Raw genomic sequence first — 16,145 nt, 5'->3', positions numbered from 1 at the left:
GGGGGCATGCCCCGGTTCCTGAGGGCGTCAGCCGGCGGAGAGGGCGTGGGCTCCATGCATGCGATCGGTCGCGCGTTGTCGATTGCCGGGTCGATGGCCTGGGAGATCACCTGGGCGTTGATCCTCGGCTTCGCCCTGTCCGCCGTCGTCCAGGCAGTGGTGCGCCGCGAGACGGTCGTACGGCTCCTCGGGGACGACCGGCCCCGCACGCTCGCGCTGTCCGCGGGGCTCGGCGTGGCCTCGTCGTCCTGTTCCTACGCCGCCGTCGCCCTCGCCCGCTCCCTCTTCCGCAAGGGCGCGGATTTCACCGCGGCGATGGCCTTCGAGATCGCCTCGACCAACCTGGTGATCGAACTGGGCGTGATCCTCTGGCTGTTGATGGGGTGGCAGTTCACCGCCGCCGAGTTCGTCGGCGGTCCGCTCATGATCGTCGCACTCGCCGTGCTGTTCCGGGTCTTCCTGCGGCGGCGGTTGCTGGACCAGGCACGCCGGCAGGCCGATCGCGGGCTGGCGGGTTCCATGGAGGGACACGCGGCGATGGACATGTCGGTGCGCGGGGAGGGCGGATTCGCCCGCAGGCTGATCTCCCGGGACGGTCTCACGTCCGTGTCGCACATCTTCGTCATGGAGTGGGCGGCGATCCTGCGCGACCTGGTGGCGGGGCTGCTCGTCGCCGGGGCCATCGCCGCATGGGTGCCGGACGGTTTCTGGCGCGGCTTCTTCCTCGCCGACCACCCGCTCGCGGCGAAGCTGGTCGGGCCGCTGGTCGGCCCCCTGGTGGCGATCGCCACGTTCGTGTGTTCCGTCGGCAATGTGCCGATGGCCGTGGTGCTGTGGAAGGGCGGCATCAGTTTCGGGGGCGTGATCGCCTTCATCTACGCCGACCTGCTGATTCTGCCGATCCTCAACATCTACCGGAAGTACTACGGCGCCCGGACGGCGGCGTTCCTGCTGGTCACGTTCTTCGTCTCGATGGCGGTGGCCGGCTATGCCGTGGAGTTCGCCTTCGGCGGTCTCGGACTCGTCCCCGACCAGGCCCGGGCCAAGGTCCCCGAGGCGGGTGTCAGCTGGAACTACACGACCTGGCTCGACATCGCCTTCCTGCTGCTCGCCGCCGCGCTCCTGGTCCGCTTCCTGCGCACCGGCGGCCCGGCCATGCTCCGTATGATGGGCGGCTCACCGGACGAGGGGGAAACCCACGGTGAGCACGGGCACGGGCACATGCACGGCTCGCACCATCGGTGAGGCAGGGCGGCGCCGGTCGGTGACCGGCTCGCGCACACCGTGGGAATTTGCCCGGGGGCGGTTGTCGGCGCGGGCCGGCCACCGCTTACTCTTACAACTTGTAGGAGTTGCCGGGAGCGTCGGTCCGCCCCGGGCCGGGTCCTCCTCGCGCACCAGGCCGGGGCGGCCCGGCCTCATCGTGGCAGGCGGGTCTGCGCCTGGCTGAGGAGTGGCGAGTATGAGTGAACACCGACGCCGACCGTCGGGGAGGACCGGGTCGGCCGACTCGGACGGCATGCCGCAGGGCGGTGGCCGGGCCGAGGCGCGCAGGGCCGCCCGGGCGGGTGGCGGGCGGGGCCGCCGCGCCGCGGCCCCGCAACGTGCCGACGCCGGGCGCCCCGGCCGTGCGGACACGCGCCGCGCGCAGGCCGGGCGCCCCGGCCGACGCGGCCTCATCGACTATCCGCGGGCGGGCAGACACGGCCTTCGGCGGTGGCTGCCCTCGTGGAAGCTGGTGTCCGGCACGTTTCTGCTGTTCCTCGGCGCGCTGGTGGGCCTGTTCGGGTACGCCTACGCCACGACGACGATCCCGAGCGCGAATCCCAGCACGCAGGCACAGAGCAACACCTATTACTGGGCGGACGGCTCGGTGATGGCGACGCAGGGCTCGACGAACCGGCAGAACGTCGATCTGGCCCAGGTCCCCAAGCTGGTGCAGTGGGACTTCCTCGCCGCGGAGAACGCCACCTTCTTCACCGACCCCGGCGTCGACACGCAGGGCATGCTCCGCGCTGTGTACCACATGGCCACGGGCGGCGAGGTGCAGTCCGGGTCCACCATCACGCAGCAGTTCGTGAAGAACACGTATCTCAGCCAGGACCAGTCGGTCACCCGCAAGCTCAGGGAGATCATGATCTCCCTGAAGATCGGCGGCCAGATGTCCAAGCAGCAGATCCTGCAGGGCTATCTCAACAGCTGCTACTACGGGCGTGACGCCTACGGCATCGAGGCCGCGGCCCGCGCCTACTACCACGAGCACGCCTCCCAGCTGACCGTCAGCCAGGGGGCCTTCATCGCCGCCACGGTCAACGAGCCGAGCGTGCTGATGCACGCCGACACCGACCCGCAGGCCAAGGCGCAGGCCGAGGCTCGCTGGAAGTACGTCCTCAGCCGCATGGCCACCATCCACAAGATCACCGACGCCCAGGAACAGCAGTACCTGGCGGCCGGGTTCCCGACGCCCAGGGCCTACACGCCGTCGGCGGGCATGTCCGGACAGACCGGCTACCTGCTGCAGACCGCGGAAAAGTACGTCGAAGCGCACACCTCCCTCACCGACCAGCAGCTCGGCCGGGGCGGCTACCAGATCTACACGACCTTCGACAAGAAGAAGGTCAACGCGCTCTCGGCCTCCGTCGCCGCGATGGAGAAGAAGCACCTGGACCCCCGACTCCGGTCGGCGGACAAGGACGTCCAGGTCGGCGCGGCGTCCATCGATCCGTCGACCGGCGCGGTCGTCGCCCTGTACGGCGGCGCGGGCTGGGACAAGGGCCACTGGACGGACAACGCGGACGCCACCGGTGTGCCGGTCGGCTCCACCTTCAAGCCCATCGACCTGGCCGCCGCCCTCGACCACGGCGCCGTCCTCTCGCCCGGCCGGCAGCCCTCGCCGATCACCCCGGACTCCAGGTTCAAGGGTGACGACGGCCTCACCATCAAGAACCAGCAGGGTCAGGAACTCCCCGACTCCAACGACCCCTCGGGACTTCTCCACCAGCGCAACGACGTGACCACGAAATGGGGCTACATCACCCTGCGCAAGGCGATGGAGCAGTCGGTCAACACCCCGTACGTCCAGCTCGGCGAGTACGTCGGCTACGACAACGTGGAAGGCGAAGCCCTGAAGGCGGGCCTGCTGCGCAAGAGCCTGCAGTACGACACCCCCGGCTTCTACATCGGCACCTCCACGCCGTCCGCGATCCGCATGGCCGACGCGTACGCGACCTTCGACGACAGCGGCGTCCAGCACGAGCCGTACTCGGTGACCAAGGTCGTCGCCGACGGCCAACAGCTGCCCGGGTTCGACGCGCCCAAGGGCACCACCGCCATGCCGTCCTCGACCGCCGACACCGTGACCGACGTCCTGCAGGGCGTCGTCAAGAACGGAACGGGTTCCAACGCCCAGGCTCTCGGCCGCCCGGTGGCGGGCAAGACCGGCACGACGGACGACTACAAGTCGGCCTGGTTCATCGGCTACACCCCGCAGATGGTCACGTCCGTCGCCATGTTCAAGGAGGACCCGAAGAACGCCGGTCTGCAGTCCATGCAGGGCGTCGGCGGTTTTCCCAAGGTCTTCGGCGCCGACATGCCCACCGAGGTGTGGACCGGTTACATGATGTCCGCCCTCCAGGGCCAGCCCGTCCGGCAGTTCCCGCCCGCGCCGCAGCTGGGCCAGGGCAGCAACGAGTTCGGCACCCCGACGGCGCCCCCCTCCGCCAGCGCGAGCAGTCCGTCGGCCAGCCCGTCGCCGTCGGTCACGTCGAGCCCGTCCACCGGGCCGTGCCACCACCACAAGAAGCAGTGCGTCAACCCGAGCCCGACCGACACGTCCGGCACCACCACCGGCGGCACCACCGGCGGTGCGACCAACGGCGGCCTGCTCGGCGGCACCTTCGGCGGTGGCACCTCACCCACTCCGTCGACGGGCGCCACCCGTCACGGCCGGCATCCCTAGCGGCGCCGCCGGGGGCCGCGGGAAGGCGGGAACCGGAGCCTGACCCATGGGGCGGTGAGGGCGGTGGCGCGGTCTCGGTCGCGAGGCGCGGCGCCGGGCGAGGCGGTCCGGTGCGGCACCGAGCGGGGCCGCACCGCCCGGCCGTCCGCCGCGCCTCGACGCCCTCGCGGTCCGGGTCCCAGGCGGTCTGGGCGCGGCGGCCCCGTACCGTCATGCCTGTGCCGCCTCGCCGGCCCGGGGGAACCATCGCCCCAGGTAGTCCGCCACCTCCTCAAGGCCGCGGGCCCGCAGGCCGATGTGCAGGTCCGGACGGACCAGCACCAGGGTCCCGTCCGGCAGCCGGTGCCCGGTGGCGTCGTACGCCGGCGAGACCACGCGGACGGTGACGGGCACCGGCGAGGAGGTCGGCGGCACCACCGGTCGCGGGGCGGGCTCCCGCCGGTCGCCGGCCGCGAGCAGGGTCCAGTGCCGGTAGGAGATCAGGTCGTGCAGGCGGTGCCCGCGGCCCTCCCTCCACACCGGCTGGTCCGGCATCCGGCCGCCGCCTCCGGGCGCCGAGAGCGGGCTGCCGCGGTGGTCCTCGTCCAGGTCGCTGAGCCGGTGGCGGATGCGGTCGGTCACCCAGCGGCTGCCCAGGACCCGGCGGCCGGCCACGCGCATCGCCAGCAGCGTCCGCCGGGTCCCGGGAAGCTCCAGTACGTCACGCCTGGTCCGGCGCATCACCCGCCGGGCGGTGCGCCGCTGCTCGGCGGAGTAGGTGTCCAGCAGCTCCGGCGAGGCCCAGCCATGCACCACACTCGCCAGTTTCCAGGCCTGATTGTGCGCGCCGCGCAGCCCGGTGTTCAGTCCCCGCCCGCCGATGGGCGCCCACAGATGCGCGCTGTCCCCGGCCAGCAGGGCCCGTCCGGAGCGCAGGGAGCGGGCGAACCGGTCCTGGAAGCGTGCGCGGTTACTCCACTGCGGCAGCGTCGGTGTGAGCCACACGTCCGGGCGCCCTGATAGCGGGCGAAGGAGAACTCCGGCGGCATGCAGTCCAGCCTGCCGTGCCGGTGGATCGCGTCCGGGTCGTCCACGGCTGGCAGTCCGAGCGCGGCGCGCCGCTCGTCGAGTCGGGGCTGCAGCTCGCGGTGGCCAGGTCCTGCTCGTCGTCCTGGGTGGAGGAGTCCAGGCGGCAGTCGCGCCGCAGTGCCTCGGGGCCCACGGACTCGGCGAGGAGCGGGAGCAGCCAGTGCTGCGGGCGGACCTGCTCGGGTTCGGGCGTGTAGGGCGGGACCGGGCGGGTGTCGTCGGTACCGAAGTCGAGGCGGTGGATCTCGTGCCCGCCGACCGCTGTCCCCCAGGCGATGTCGAGCGGGTGGTCACCGGGCCACCCGGCCGTGCGGTTCCGCTGCGCCAGACCCCAACGGCGCATCAGCTCCATGGCTCTGGGGCCGACGGTACCGACTCGGGGATGGCGGATCCGGCCGTCGGTGGCCTCGAGGACCAGGCAGGCCACTCCCCGCGCGCGCAGGTCCAGGGCGAGGGACAGCCCGACCGGTCCGCCACCGGTGATCAGTACTTCGGCCTCGTCCACAGTGCCTCCGCGTCCCCGAGGAACCAGTCGGCGTAGAAGGCGGTCGACTCCGGTGTGCACGGGGCCGGTTGTCCGGTCGCTCGTGGCCGTGGCCCGCCGCCGGCAGATGCTCGGAGCACGCGGGTGGGTGGCGGGCACGCCCCGCCCGGCCGGACTCGATGGGCACCGGGAGGTCGGTTCGGCTGTCCGGACTCTCGCCAAAGTACTGCACCATCAGCGCGCCCCAGACCGGTGCGCACCGGCCGAACAGGTGCGGGATGGGGCGCGACCGGCGCAGTGCTCTGATGGTTCGCGCCGTCTGCGACGGTGAGGGGCGCGCGGGCCGGGGCGGCCGGCCGGGAGCGGCGCGCCCCTCGGTTCCTGATGCGGCAGGGTTCACACGGGCTCGGGCTGCGGTTGACGTCGTCGCACCGGTACGGCCTTCGGTTCCCACACCTTGGCGGTCCGTACGTAGGCGAGAACCACTGAGGCCATCGCCAGGAGGAGCAGCGGTCCCCACAGCCACGGATGCGCGGCCATCTGCGTCGGCAGATAGCGATAGGACATCAGGAGCGCGGCGAAGACCGCTGTGCCGTGGGCGACGAGCCGCGTTCCGGACCGGTCCCAGCCCCGTTCGAGCGAGCGCAGAGCCGCCTCGATCGTGAGTGTGAACACCACGCCGGCGAGGAGGTCCACGCCGTAGTGGTAACCGAATCCCAGCGTGGCGGCGAGGGTGGCGACGAGCCAGAACGCGCCCGCGTACCGCAGGGCGCGTGGCCCCTTGCGGGAATGGATGAATATCGCGGTGGCCCAGGCGGTGTGCAGGCTGGGCATACAGTTGCGCGGGGTGGTCTCGTCGAACGGAACGGGGTGCGGGGCGTGGATCGGCGGCGGGGTGTTCGGCCACAGGTTCGCCACCGCCCAGTGGCCGCCTTCGGCGCCGTAGGCGAAGACGGGTCCGACCACCGGGAAGATCATGTAGACGCCGGGTCCGAGAAGGCCGATGACGAGGAAGGTGCGCACCAGATGATGGCGTGGGAACCGGTGCTCGACCGCCACATGGCGCAGCTGGTACATGGCGACGGCGACAGCGGCGACCGCGAGCTGGATGTAGACGCAGTCGAGGACGTGCGCGCCGACCGGACCGGTGGCCCTGACGATCCGGCCCGCCAGCCACGACGGGTTGCCCAGGGCGTGGTCGGCGGTCGCCGCGTACTGGTCGAACACCGCCGGGCGCGTCCTGGAGGTGATGAGCAGCCAGGTGTCACCCGCCTTGCGGCCCGCCACCAGCAGCAGGCCGAGGCCGACGCCCTTGAGGAGCAGGACGCGTTCGCGTCCCGCGCGGCGCGTGAGCGCGATGACCGCGTGCCCCAGGATGACCCACAACGCGCCGTTGCCGAAGGGGTGGCCGTCGGTGACGGGGGCGTCGGCGGCCCATCGCACCAGGAACAGGAGGACGTCGATGCCGATGGCCGCACCGGCCGCGACGAACCGCTGCCGCCAGGGGAGCACCACCATCATCAACGCCATGCTGGCGTACAGCAGGAAACCCGACTTGGGCGGGAATACCACCTCTCGCGCCTGGTTGGCGACGGGCCCCGGCAGGCCGTAGCGGCGCGCGGAAACCTCCAGCGAGACAAGGAATCCGAGAGTCACCACCCCCGCCGCGGACCAGAGCACCACCCGTGGTCGGCGCCATGCGGCGCATGTGGTTCTTCGGTCTATTCGCGTAGATGCCCGCGATTCTTTGGATATCAATGGTGAGGCCGATGTGTGAGATGTCGATCGAACGGTTCTGGTCGTAAGTTCGATCATGCTATCGAAGTGGTACGGGTGGCCTGCCCTGCTCAGTTCTGATAGCCCCTCAGCTTGCGGTACAGCGTCGCTCGGCCGATGCCGAGGGCGGCCGCCGTCCGCGCCTTGTTGCCGCCATGGCGCCGCAGCGCCTCCAGGATCGTGGTGCGTTCCGCGTTCTCCATCGGGCTGAGGCGCCCGGTGGCGGGCCCTTCCCGCACCGCGTCCGGCAGTTCGGCCCGCCGGACGGGTCCGGGCATGCGCCGTTGGGCGGCCAATGTCCTTACTACGTGGGCGAGTTCGGTGACGTTCCCGGGCCAGGGATACTGCTCCAGCGCGCGCAGCGCGTCGAGCGTCCAGGTCAGCGGAGCGCGTCCCGGCACGGGTCGCGGCGTCAGCTCGGCAAGCAACTCCCGTATGTCTTCCGGCCGTTCGCGCAGCGGGGGCAGGGCCACGGTACTGGCGGCCAGCGCGTCCAGGAGCCGCTGCAGGCAGGGGCCGGGCGGCGCCTCGGGCGTGTAGGTGACCAGCAGGGGCATGTCCGGGTGCGCGTCCAGCAGCGAGTTGAGCGCGGCCACGCCCTGCTGTGCGAGCCGTTCCGCGTGTCGCAGCACGACCGGCCGTCCCTGTACCAACTCAGCGCGAAGTGCCGGTACTTGACCGTCCTCCGCCGCGTCGACGACCCGCGCGGCGCGCCCGCCCGGCAGCTGTCGCGCCAGCGCCGTCTTGCCCGTGCCGCGCTCCCCCGACAGCAACAGCGGTCCCCGCGAGCCCGCCAGGTCGAAGGCCCGTGCGACGGCGTGCCGCCAGGCGACCGCGGAGCCGGCGAGGGTGACCGGCGGGCGTGGCACGGGAAGCACCGGGCCGGTGAGCGGATGCAGTACGGCCGCCACCCCGACGACGGCACCGTCATGACGTACGGGAGTCATCCGCGCGGTACACCCGGTGCCCTCGGGCAGCTGGACCGCGTCGACCGGGCGGCCGTCGTGCCGCACGGCCACGGCCGCACGCTCCAGCGCGGCCAGCGCCTGCGGCGACAGCATCCGTTCCGCCGCCGCGCTGAGCAGCCGGTTGCGGCCGTCGAGGACGGCCACCGCGCGGTCCTCGCCCTGAGCCGCCCGGTGATACGCGTCCAGCAGAGCCCGCTCCGGCGTTCGCGAGCCGGCGAGCAGCGCGGCCTCCACTCCGGTCGCCGCGGCCTCGGCGAGCGCGGCACTCGGGTGCGGCGGGGACCCGTCGCGCAGTGCCGTCGCGACGGTCACCGTGCCTCGCACCTGGCCGCTCCGCGCGAACACCGGGACGCTGACGGCGGACAGGTCCTGCCAGCGGTCGAGGAAGTGCTCGGGGCCGTGCGTCTCGGCCCGGCGCCGGGTGCGTACGGCGAGGGCCGCGCTGTTGTTGCCGACCCGCTCCTCCGAGAGGTCCCAGCAGGGTCCGAGCCCCGGCACGCTGCCGCCCGTCCACAGCACGCGCAGTCGGTGGTCGGTGAGGATCAGGACCGCACGGCCTGCGCCGAGAGCGGGTGCGATCCGCTCCAGCACGGGGCGGGCGGCGCCGAGTACGGGCGACCGCGGCGGCCGCGCGGGTCCGCCGGACGCCTCCCCCAGATCGTGCGGTACCCCGAAGAACCGTGCGCGCCGCCACGCGGCCACGACCTGCTCCGGCACGCCGTCCGGCAGCGGACGTCCCGTCAGGAACCGCTCGCGTGCCAGGCGCAGCGGTGTGAGCGCGGGGTCGGCGGGAGGATGTTCTGCGGTGGTCACGGCGTCCCCCACCGTACCCGATTCGGTTGAAGGGGCAACGATTGCGGGGTCAGGAGCGACTGTCTCGTATTGAGACACCCACGGCCGCACGGCCCGGCACACGATCGAATAGGAGTGACCGGATGCGGACGCGGCCGCTTCGGCATGGACCCGAGCGCTGCTCGCGCGGCTGCGCCACCCATGAAGAAAGGTGAACATCATGGCCCTCGCACTGCTCCGGCGCCGTCGGCCCAAGGGCGCCTCGGCCGAGGCGGCGGGCCTTTCGCTCCCCCTCCCGCCCGGCGCGGGCGCCGTGGGCCGCGAGGTCGTCGATCCGATGGGTTCGCCCATGGGCGCGGCGGACGTCACGGTCACCGCGCTGGACACCCACCGCGTCGTGGCCCGCGGCACCACCGACCCGTACGGCATCTTCCTCGCCGCCCTGCCGCCCGGCCGGTACAGTCTGCTGATCGCCGCCGAGGGACTGCGGCCGCACCGTGAGACGGTCGTGGTCGTGGCCGGTACGGCCGCGCCCGCCGAACGCGTCTGGCTGCAGCCCGCGCAGGCTCTTGAGCTGCCGTCGCCCGGCACCTGGCTCTTCGACCCGCCGCACACGGCCATCCGCTTCATCGCCAAGCATGTCGGCATGGCCCATGTGCACGGCCGCTTCGAACGCTTCGACGGCGGTATCCAGATCGACCAGGACATGACCCGCTCCAGGGTCCACGTCCGCATCGACGCCTCCAGCATCACCACGGGCAACAACACCCGCGACAACCATCTGCGCTCGGCCGACTTCCTCGACGTCGAGCGCTATCCGTACATCGACTTCGCGAGCACACGCTTCGCCTACCGGGGCGGCAGCAAGTGGACGCTCCAGGGTTCCCTGACCATGCACGGCGTGAGCCGCTCGGTGTCCCTGGACACCGCCTACCTCGGCACGGTGAACGGCGGCTACGGCGAGGAACTGCGTTGCGCGGCCCTGGCCAAGGCGGAGCTGCACCGCGAGGACTACACCCTCAACTGGCGCTCCATGCTGGCCCGCGGGATCGCGGTGGTGGGCCCGACGGTCCAACTGGAGCTGGACGTACAGGCGATGTACCGGACGCACGACACGCCGACCCCTCCGGAGTAGGCCCCGCCCGGTTCGGGATCACTCCGGGTCCGGCTCCGCCGGCTCGCCGTTCCAGGAGTAGAGGTGTTCCGGGCGGCCGGCGGCGCCGTAGCGCAGTTCGATGCGGACGGTGCCGTCGGCGGCCAGGTCGGCCAGGTAACGCTCCGGAGTGGGAGAAGGACACCTCCCTGCCGCGCAGTCCGATGCCCTGGCCGGGCGCGGTGTCGCCCTCGGTGGTGATGTCGTCGGCCACGGACACCGCGGAGTCCAGGGTGATGTAGCCGCCCCGTCGAAGACGACGACGCGGTGTGCTGCGCTCACCGCGTCCTGGAAGGACCCCTTTCCGGAGTCGTCGAGGTTCGTCACGTGGTAGGTGGTGCCGCCCGCGCCCCCACGATGTGCTCGACCGCGCCCAACTGCCCTGTGGAATCGGCCATGACGCCCCTCCCCCTGCACGGGTGCACGCGCGGACGGCGGGACGCCGCCCGCACCGAGCCTCCTGATTCCCCATCAGGCTAGACCCGGACGGCTCCGACCGTGTCCCGCCCGGCCGGGAACGCACGGCGACGGGCGGGAGAAGGGAGACCGTGCCGCCGACCCATGTCGTTCTCACCATGGACATGCCATATTGAGAGGGTCCATCCCCCACGAAGGGTCACCTCCATGGCATACACACGCCTGGCTGGCCTGACCGCCGGTGCCGTCATCGTCGCCGCGGCCCTGTTGCCGCAGGTCGCACAGGCCGGCACCGGCGCGGACGCCACAGCGGGCCGCGCCACCACCACCGGCAGCGCCCACGGCGGGCACCGGACGGTCGTCGTCTACCGCGTGCCCACACGCCATCCGCGCACCGACGCCGAGCGTCTCATCGACTCCGGGTACGACCTGCTGGAAAGACGGCAGGGCAACACCCTCTTCGTCTCCGGCGACGCGTCGACCGCCGCCGCACTGCGACGGCTCGGCTTCACCCCCTCGATCGCCACCACGCTCACCGAGGCCATCCCCTCCCACGCCGTCGCGCCGCGCGACGTGGGCGACACCTACGACGGCGGTTACCACACCGTCACCGCGCAGTACTCCCACCTGGACGACACCGCCTCCCAACACCCCGATCTGGCCAAGGTGGTCACGTACGGCCAGTCGTGGCTCAAGCAGCAGGGGCATGGCGGCCGCGATCTCAAGGCGATATGCATCACCAGGATCCAGGCCGGCGACTGCGCCCTCAGCCCGAACTCGGCCAAGCCGCGGTTCTTCCTGATGAGTCAGATCCACGCCCGCGAACTGACCACCGGTGAGATGTCGTGGCGCTGGATCGACGCGCTGACCAGCGGCTACGGCAAGGACTCGGCGATCACCCAGCTGATGGACACCACCGAGATGTGGGTGGTGCCCGACGCGAACCCCGACGGCGTCGACATGGTCGCGGCGGGCGGCGACAACCCGGTCCTGCAACGCAAGAACGCCGACGACGCGCACGGCTCCCGGTGCGGGGTGAGCGGCTACAACCAGATCGGTGTCGACCTCAACCGCAACACCGGCACCCACTGGGACACCGCGGGCACCTCCGACCAGCCCTGCGACGAGACGTACGGCGGTCCCGCGGGCGACTCCGAGGTGGAGAACACCGCCCTGGAGCACCTCTTCCGCGAGCTGTTCCCCGCGGTGCGCACCGGCACCGGCGACAGCGACCCGGCCCCGTCGAGCGCCAAGGGCATGATGATCACCCTGCACAGCGACGCGAGCATGGTGCTCTTCCCCTGGGAGTACGACTCCACCGTGCACACCGGCAACGACGCCGCGCTGCGCGCTCTCGCCGCCCACATGGCCTCGCTGACCGGCTACCAGTACGGCCAGGCCGGCGAGATCCTCTACAACGCGTCCGGCGGCACCGACGACTGGACGTACGACAAGCTCGGCCTGGCCAGCTTCACCATCGAGATCGGCGACAGCGACGGCGTCGGCTGCGACGGCTTCACACCGCCGTACTCCTGCCAGGACAGCTATTTCTGGCCGAAGATGGAACCCGCACTGCTCTACGCCGCCCAGCACGCCGCGGCGCCCTACACCACCACATCCGCCGCGTCCCGCTGACACACGCGGGGGCCGTGTCCCTCCCGCCGCGCCGGCGGGAGGGACACGGCCGCGGCCGCCGAGCGCCTACGCAGGCAGGGTCCAGCGCTGGCCGACGCTTCGCGTGCACGTGGCCAGGGTCAACCGGGTCTTGTCGACCGTGCCGCCGGAGGAGTCGGTGAGGCACAGCCCGGAGACGGGGTTGACGAGTTCGCCCGCGCCGTCGGGCCGCCACTGCTGGGCCTGTGTGCCGTTGCAGGTGTGCAGCTGGATCTTGGTACCGGAGGTGGTCGCGCCGCCGGTGACGTCCATGCAGTCGTTCAGCACCTGCAAGGTGCCGTCGGGAACGACCTTCCACGTCTGCGCGTCGGTGCCGTTGCAGGTGTGGATCTGGACGGCCGTGCCGTTGGACGTACCGGCGCCGGCGTCGTCGACGCACATGCCGGTGGCGGTCTCGGTGAGCGGTCCGCCGGGCTCGGCCACGCCCGTGCCCGGGGTGCCGTCGTAGGACGGCGGCGCGGCCGAGGCGTCGGCCGCCCACCGGGTGTCGGCGGTCGGGGCGAGCGTGAAGTCCAGTTCGGCGGAGGAGCCGAGGTAGGCGGCCGGCACATAGGCCTTGTTCCACGCGCCGCCGTTGAGGGTCAGGCCCTGGACGTACGGTGAACCGTCGGCGGCCTCAGGGGCGTTGACCGTCAGGGTGTGCCCGCCCGCGGTGACGACGGCCGAGGTGAACAGCGGGCTGCCGATGGCCAGGTCGGCGGTGCCCGGTGTCTCCGGGTAGAGACCGAGCGCGGACCAGACGTACCAGGCGCTCATCTCGCCGAGGTCGTCGTTGCCGGGCTCACCGCCGGGCGCGTCGGTCCACAGCTGGTCCTGGACGGCGCGCACGGTGGACTGCGTCTTGTACGGCTCACCGACCCAGTCGTACTCCCACGGCAGCCCGATGCTCGGCTCGTTGCCCATGTTGGACTGGGTGCCGATCACGCTGCCCAGGCCCTGGTAGCCGCTGAGCACGCTGTCCAGGTACGACGCCAGGGCCGCGGGGCCGCCCTCCAGGGACGCGAGCTTCGCGAGGTTGAACGGGATCATCGGCGTGTAGGTGAAGGCGTCGCCCTCGGCGAAGTCGTTGCTCGCCGTTCCGGTGATCAGCTTCGCGTCGAAGCCGTCCATCCAGCGGCCGTTGGAGTGACGCGGCTGGATGTAGCCGGAGGACGTGTTGAAGATGTTCTCCCAGTCCTGCGCCCGGTCCCGGAACTTCTTCTGGTTCGCGCTGTCGCCGAGTGCGCCCGCGAAGACCGACAGGGCGAAGTCGTCGGTGTCGTACTCCAGCTGGGTCGAGGTGGTGGCGTACTCGTGGCAGCAGCCGTACGGCGAGTTGGTGGGCAGATAGCCGAAGGAGTCCAGGTACGTGACACCGGGGGTGACGTCGGTGGCAGTGGTCTGCTCCTTGATCATGGCGGCGAGAGCCGTGGCGGTGTCGAAGTTCCGTGCGCCGAAGGCGTAGTAGTCGGCGAGCACGGGCACGGCCGGGTCGCCGACCATGATGTGCGTCTCGCCGGTGGCCATGCCCCACTTGGTCAGGGTGCCGCCCTGCTCGTAGTCGTTGACGATCGACTGCGCCATGTCGGAGGCGGCCGAGGGGTCGAGCAGTGCCGTGAGCTGCGCCTGGGAGCGGTAGGTGTCCCAGTTGGAGAAGTCGGTGTACTGGGCGCCGTGGCCGGCGGTGACGGTGTGCACGGCGCCGTCGTAGCCACGGTAGGAACCGTCGGCGTCGCTGACGACGCTGGGGAAGAGCGAGGCGTGGTAGAGGGCGGTGTAGAAGATCCGTTGCTGGTCGCCGGTGCCGCCACTGACCGTGATCCTGGACAGCTCGTCGCGCCACGCCGCCGTCGCCGCGGACCGCACGTCGGTGAAGCTCTTGCCGGTGACCTCCGCGTCCCGGTTGGCGGCCGCCTCGGCGGTCGACGTGTAGGAGATGCCGACCCGGGCCTCGACCGTGCTGCCGCTCGCGGTGTCGAAGGCGAGGTACTCGCCGCCGCTGTAACCGCCGGCCGTGAAGGGGTGGTCGAAGGTCAGGGCGAAGTAGACGGTGAACGGGTTGGCGGCCTCGCAGAAGCCGGTGCTGGTCACCGAGCCGGTCACCGTGTCGCCGCCGGTCACGTCCAGCGTCGAGGAGGCGTACGGCGTCTGCGTGCCGTTCAGTTTCAGCAGCAGGCCGGCCCGGGCGGAGGCGGGGAAGGTGAAACGGCCGACTCCCGCATGTGTGGTGGTGGTGAGGGCCACGTCGGTGCCGTTGTCGAGGGTGACGGAATAGGAGCCGGGTGACGCGGTCTCGCGCGCGTGCGAGAAGGGAACGGTCGTGGAGCCGGGGTCGGAGCCGAGCGGACCGACCACCGGAAGGAAGGGCAGGTCCCCGGCCGCGTCACAGCCGACGCCGGAGACGTGGGTGAGGCTGAAGCCGGAGACGGCGGAGTCGGCGTAGTCGTATCCGCCGCCCTTGGGCCGCGAGGTGGTGTCCGGGGACCACTGGAGCATGCCGTGCGGGACGTCGGCGCCCGGGAAGGTGTTCCCGGCGCTGAAGTCGTTGTTGGCGCCGGTTCCGATATACGGGTTCACCAGCGCCACGGGGTCGGAGACCGCCGTCACGGCCCCTGTCGCACGGGCGGGTTGAGCGGACAGGGCGAAGGCGAGGGCCATCGCCCCGGCGGCGAGCGCCCGCAGCAGCGGGCGGAGGCGGAGGGCGTCAGCCACGGTCCAGCACCTCGCCGAGTACGCCGCTGGCCGGGGCGGTGATCCAGTCGGTGGAGATGTAGGAGGCGCCGTCGGCGGCGAGTTCGGCCACGCGCGCCCGGGCGTCGGCCTGCGACGGATCGGAGGAGCTGAGGGCGGGCGGCACGTCGTAGGCGTCGGTGACGACCGTCAGGTAGTGGTTGGTGTCGTACCACTGGGTGTCGCCGTCACCGGTCCAGGCTGCCGCGTCCGCGTCGAAGACCACGAACCAGGGGCGCAGGGTGGAGTCGCCGTAGCGGGTGCGCGGGTCCACCGCCTGGGCGCCGAGCACGCCGGGGAAGACGGCGGCCTGGTCGATGGCCCCGGTGGCGTACAAGTCCTTCAGGTGGCGGGCGTAGACGACGTCGACCCAGGTCGAGGCGGGATCGACGGCCTGCTCGAAGGTGCCGGGGATGATCTCCACGATGGCCTTGCCGCTCAGAGCGGTGTACCCGGCCCAGTTGTTCGCGCGGGCTGCGGCGTCGAGGTCCGGGTAGCGGGAGCCGTCGCTCTTGGTGAGCAGGTCGGCGGGGGTGTACAGGACGCTGCCGAGGTGGGCCTTGACGTAGGCGTCGAACGAGGCCGGGTTCATGCCGAGGGTGTCGTCGAACCCGTTCTTCATCTCGATCTTGACCATGACCGGATGGCCGGCAGGGTGGGCCTGCAGCCAGATCCGGATGTCGTCGAGGCAGCTGTCCAGGTTCTGGTTGCGGTCGCCGGTGTGGAGGTCGGCGGCCGTGCTCGCCTGGACGCAGTTGTTGTCGCTGCCCAGCGGGTTGCTGTGGCTCACGTCCCACTTGCCGGTGAACACGTTGGCCCAGGCGTCCAGTTCGACCAGCGAGGTGCCGGTGTCCAGGGCGTCGGCGAGGTAGGGATATGTCGACTTGTCGTCGTACGTGTTGTGGATGCCGGCGCCGGAGACCTCGGCCAGCGTCGCCCCGGCGAGGCCGTCGGCACGGGCGGACGGCATCGTCGTCAGGGCGAGCAGCAGAGCCGCGGCGGCCGGCAGGACGACCCCGACTCTTCGTAGAATCATGCGCATGTCAATCCCTCTCGCGCCATGCTCGGTGTCCCGCAGAGCCTAGGGGCGACGGACGTCCGTTCGCTACGCCCCGGTAACCGCTTTCCCAACATCCCGGAACCGTT

At 71.5% G+C, this 16,145-nt stretch carries 11 protein-coding genes; 4 read left to right on the top strand and 7 right to left on the bottom strand.

Features of this window, described 5'->3' with window-relative positions:
- Window positions 1-54 precede the first annotated feature (54 nt).
- Together ACZ60X_RS09440 and ACZ60X_RS09435 are read left to right on the top strand one after the other, a co-directional pair.
- On the top strand, window positions 55-1,245 hold the full coding sequence (locus tag ACZ60X_RS09440; RefSeq protein WP_469595428.1) for a permease: 1,191 nt from the start codon (window positions 55-57) through the stop codon (window positions 1,243-1,245).
- A 217-nt stretch (window positions 1,246-1,462) separates the two neighbouring features.
- On the top strand, window positions 1,463-3,958 hold the full coding sequence (locus ACZ60X_RS09435) for a transglycosylase domain-containing protein (protein ID WP_469595426.1): 2,496 nt from the start codon (window positions 1,463-1,465) through the stop codon (window positions 3,956-3,958).
- 210 nt (window positions 3,959-4,168) lie between these two features.
- On the opposite strand, the gene ACZ60X_RS09430 is transcribed toward ACZ60X_RS09435, so the two are convergent.
- The 4 genes from ACZ60X_RS09430 to ACZ60X_RS09415 form a co-directional block, all read right to left on the bottom strand.
- Window positions 4,169-4,942: an FAD-dependent monooxygenase gene (locus tag ACZ60X_RS09430; RefSeq protein ID WP_469595423.1), complete on the bottom strand. Its 774-nt coding sequence runs from the start codon at window positions 4,940-4,942 to the stop codon at window positions 4,169-4,171.
- Window positions 4,908-5,531: an FAD-dependent monooxygenase gene (locus ACZ60X_RS09425; protein WP_469595419.1), complete on the bottom strand. Its 624-nt coding sequence runs from the start codon at window positions 5,529-5,531 to the stop codon at window positions 4,908-4,910. The genes ACZ60X_RS09430 and ACZ60X_RS09425 overlap by 35 nt, the downstream gene beginning before the upstream one ends.
- Window positions 5,532-5,906: 375 nt before the next feature.
- Window positions 5,907-7,190 carry a phosphatase PAP2 family protein gene (locus tag ACZ60X_RS09420; protein WP_469595984.1) on the bottom strand — a complete coding sequence of 428 codons (1,284 nt, stop codon included), beginning with the start codon at window positions 7,188-7,190 and terminating at the stop codon, window positions 5,907-5,909.
- A 167-nt stretch (window positions 7,191-7,357) separates the two neighbouring features.
- A complete protein-coding gene (locus ACZ60X_RS09415; protein ID WP_469595417.1) occupies window positions 7,358-9,067 on the bottom strand; it encodes a sigma-54-dependent Fis family transcriptional regulator in 1,710 nt (569 codons plus the stop codon).
- A gap of 199 nt (window positions 9,068-9,266) precedes the next feature.
- Here ACZ60X_RS09415 and ACZ60X_RS09410 point away from each other — a divergent pair, with 199 nt between their 5' ends.
- The gene (locus ACZ60X_RS09410; RefSeq protein WP_469595415.1) at window positions 9,267-10,181 is read left to right on the top strand and encodes a YceI family protein; all 915 of its coding nucleotides are present in this window, start codon (window positions 9,267-9,269) and stop codon (window positions 10,179-10,181) included.
- A gap of 18 nt (window positions 10,182-10,199) precedes the next feature.
- Here ACZ60X_RS09410 and ACZ60X_RS09405 read toward each other — a convergent pair whose 3' ends face one another.
- Window positions 10,200-10,526 (bottom strand): hypothetical protein, encoded by a 327-nt coding sequence (locus tag ACZ60X_RS09405; RefSeq protein WP_469595411.1) that lies wholly within the window; start codon window positions 10,524-10,526, stop codon window positions 10,200-10,202.
- Between the two features lie 297 nt (window positions 10,527-10,823).
- Here ACZ60X_RS09405 and ACZ60X_RS09400 point away from each other — a divergent pair, with 297 nt between their 5' ends.
- On the top strand, window positions 10,824-12,251 hold the full coding sequence (locus ACZ60X_RS09400; RefSeq protein WP_469595408.1) for a M14 family zinc carboxypeptidase: 1,428 nt from the start codon (window positions 10,824-10,826) through the stop codon (window positions 12,249-12,251).
- Between the two features lie 66 nt (window positions 12,252-12,317).
- Here ACZ60X_RS09400 and ACZ60X_RS09395 read toward each other — a convergent pair whose 3' ends face one another.
- Window positions 12,318-14,981 carry a lectin gene (locus tag ACZ60X_RS09395; RefSeq protein WP_469595406.1) on the bottom strand — a complete coding sequence of 888 codons (2,664 nt, stop codon included), beginning with the start codon at window positions 14,979-14,981 and terminating at the stop codon, window positions 12,318-12,320.
- Entirely contained in the window at window positions 14,974-16,035 is a 1,062-nt protein-coding gene (locus ACZ60X_RS09390) for a PI-PLC domain-containing protein (RefSeq protein WP_469595404.1), read from the bottom strand. The genes ACZ60X_RS09395 and ACZ60X_RS09390 overlap by 8 nt, the downstream gene beginning before the upstream one ends.
- Window positions 16,036-16,145 lie beyond the last annotated feature (110 nt).

Source organism: Streptomyces sp. NPDC104106 (genome assembly GCF_055584345.1).
Note: the sequence above shows the minus strand (reverse complement) of the source record. Positions and strands in the feature narration are given on the sequence as shown.